Source organism: Herminiimonas sp., assembly GCF_030645555.1.
Classification (GTDB): domain Bacteria; phylum Pseudomonadota; class Gammaproteobacteria; order Burkholderiales; family Burkholderiaceae_D; genus Oxalicibacterium.
Genome location: NZ_JAUSME010000088.1, coordinates 1 through 2694 on the forward strand (window position 1 = coordinate 1; position 2694 = coordinate 2694).

The 2694-nt window shown below is 66.1% G+C and carries 2 protein-coding genes; both read left to right on the forward strand.

What is annotated here, in order from left to right; all coding sequences use genetic code 11:
- The first annotated feature begins 2 nt into the window (after positions 1–2).
- Complete coding sequence (locus Q7T06_RS03490) at positions 3–1370, forward strand: TolC family protein (RefSeq protein ID WP_304780223.1); 1368 nt, start codon at positions 3–5, stop codon at positions 1368–1370.
- Between the two features lie 11 nt (positions 1371–1381).
- Positions 1382–2694, forward strand: a 1313-nt coding sequence (locus Q7T06_RS03495) for a multicopper oxidase domain-containing protein (RefSeq protein WP_304780226.1), incomplete at its 3' end; no start/stop codon positions are given.

Genomic DNA, 2694 nt, shown 5'->3' on the forward strand with positions numbered 1-2694 from the left:
TGCTGCTTTCCGCCTGCAGCAGTTTCTCGCCGGATGGCGGCATGTCGACCGTTTCCTCGCTGACGCGGGAACGGATCGGCCATGCCATCCCGCATCCTGCCAGCGAAGCAGCGGCCGGTGCGGCCCAGACCGTCGATGCACTGTTGTCGCGTCCGCTGACGGCGGATGCCGCAGTCCAGGTCGCACTGCTGAACAATGCCGGATTCAAGGCTGACCTGCAGGCCATGGGCATCGCCGAAGCCGACCTGGTGCAGGCCGGGCGCTTGCGCAACCCGGGCTTCTCGTTCGCCCGCATGCGGCGCGACGACGAGATCGAGATCGACCGCAGCATCATGTTCGACCTGGTCGGCTTGCTGACCATGCCGCTGCGCATCGGCATTGAACAACAGCGCTTCGAACAGGCGAAAATGCAGGCGGCAGCGCAGGCGGTGCAGCTTGCGCACGCCACCCGACGCGCCTGGTTCCGCGCCGTAGCGGCGGCCCAGACCGCGCAGTACATGGAGCAGGTGCGCGACGCCGCCCAGGCCAGTGCGGAACTGGCCAGCCGCATGGCTGCGGTTGGCAACCTGCCGCAACTGGACCGGCTGCGCGAACAGGCATTCCAGTCTGACGCGCTGGCGCAGCTGGCGCGGTCCCGGCATGCGGCAATCGCGGCGCGCGAAGAACTCGCGCGGCTGATGGGGGTATGGGGTGCGCAGGCCGGCTTCTCCCTGCCGGATCGCCTGCCCGCACTACCGGCAAGCCCGCGTGCGGCAGGCCAGCTGGAGGCAGACGCCATGCGCCAGCGCCTGGACCTGCAGATGGCAACGCGCAATGCCCAGGCGACCGCCAGCATGCTGGGGCTGACGCGCAAGACCGGCGTCATCAATGCCGTCGAGCTCGGGTATCAGAACAAGACCGACACCGGCAGGAACCGCAGCGACGGCTATGAAATTTCACTCGAACTTCCACTGTTCGACTGGGGCGGCGCGCGAGTGGCCCGGGCACAGGCGATCTACATGCAATCGGTGCAGCGTACCGCCGACCTGGCCGTGCGCGCGCGCTCGGAAGTGCGGCAATCATGGTCGGCCTATCGCACTTCATACGACCTGGCCCGCCATTACCAGCAGGACCTGGTGCCGCTTCGCAAGCGGATCTCGGAAGAAGTCCTGCTGCGCTACAACGGCATGCTGACCGGCGTCTTCGAACTGCTCGCCGATGCGCGCGAACAGATCAACACCGTGAATGGGGCAATCGATGCACAACGCGATTTCTGGTTGGCCGAGACCGACCTGGAATCAGCCGTGAATGGTAGCGGGAGCGGCGGCACCGGCGGCGGCGTCCTGTCGCGCAGCGCCGCGCCGGCTGCAGCGTCCCGAGCAGCACACTGAAAGGAATAGAGATGCCCTCAGAATCACGCAGGAACTTTTTCAGGAGCGCGGGCGCGCTGGCGGTCGGCGCCAGCCTGGTCAGCCGGGTCGGCGCTGCCAGCCTGCCCGAAGCGGCAAGCGCAGCCTCGGCCGGAACCCAGCCACCGCCCGCGCCGCCGAACGGCCGGCCCTTCCATCCGGTGGTCACGCTCAACGGCTGGAGCCTGCCATGGCGGATGAACAATGGCGTAAAGGAATTTCACCTGGTGGCAGAACCTGTCGTGCGCGAACTTGCGCCAGGCATGAAGGCCAACCTGTGGGGTTATAACGGCCAGTCGCCGGGGCCCACGATCGAAGTGGTCGAAGGCGACCGGGTGCGGATCTTCGTCACCAACCGCCTGCCCGAGCACACCAGCGTGCACTGGCACGGCCAGCGGCTGCCAAACGGCATGGATGGCGTCAGCGGCCTGACGCAGCCGGCCATCGCGCCGGGCAAGACTTTCGTCTACGAGTTCGTGGCGCGGCGCGCAGGCACATTCATGTACCACCCGCACGCCGACGAGATGACGCAGATGGCGATGGGCATGATGGGTTTCTGGGTCACGCATCCGAAGACCCCGGCGCAGATGAAGGTGGACCGCGACTTCGTGTTCCTGCTGTCGAACTACGACATCTCGCCCGGCAGCTACACGCCGCGCGTGAACACCATGCGCGACATCAACCTGTTCACCTTCAACAGCCGGGTATTCCCGGGCATCGATCCCCTGGTGGTGCGCCAGGGCGACCGCGTCCGCATCCGGGTCGGCAACCTGACGATGACCAATCACCCGATCCATCTGCACGGGCATGAATTCGTCGTCAGCGGCACCGATGGCGGCTGGGTCCCGCCCGCCGCGCGCTGGCCGGAGGTCACTACCGACGTTGCCGTCGGTCAGATGCGCGCGATCGAGTTCGACGCCACGGAAGCGGGCGATTGGGCGCTGCATTGCCACAAGTCGCATCACACGATGAATGCCATGGGCCACAACGTACCGACCATGATAGGCGTCGACCAGCGCGGCATTGCCCAGAAAATCAGCAAGCTGGTTCCGGACTACATGGTGATGGGCGAACGCGGCATGCACGACATGGCGGAGATGGAAATGCCGCTGCCGGACAACACGCTGCCGATGATGACCGGAAAAGGCCCGTTCGGCGGCGTCGCGATGGGTGGCATGTTCACAGTGCTCAAGGTGCGCCGCGACCAGAAGCCGGGCGCCCGCGGCGAACTGACATGGCAATTCGCAAAACCGGGGCGCTTTCATTTCGCGTGCCTGATTCCCGGCCATTTCGATGCCGGGATGGT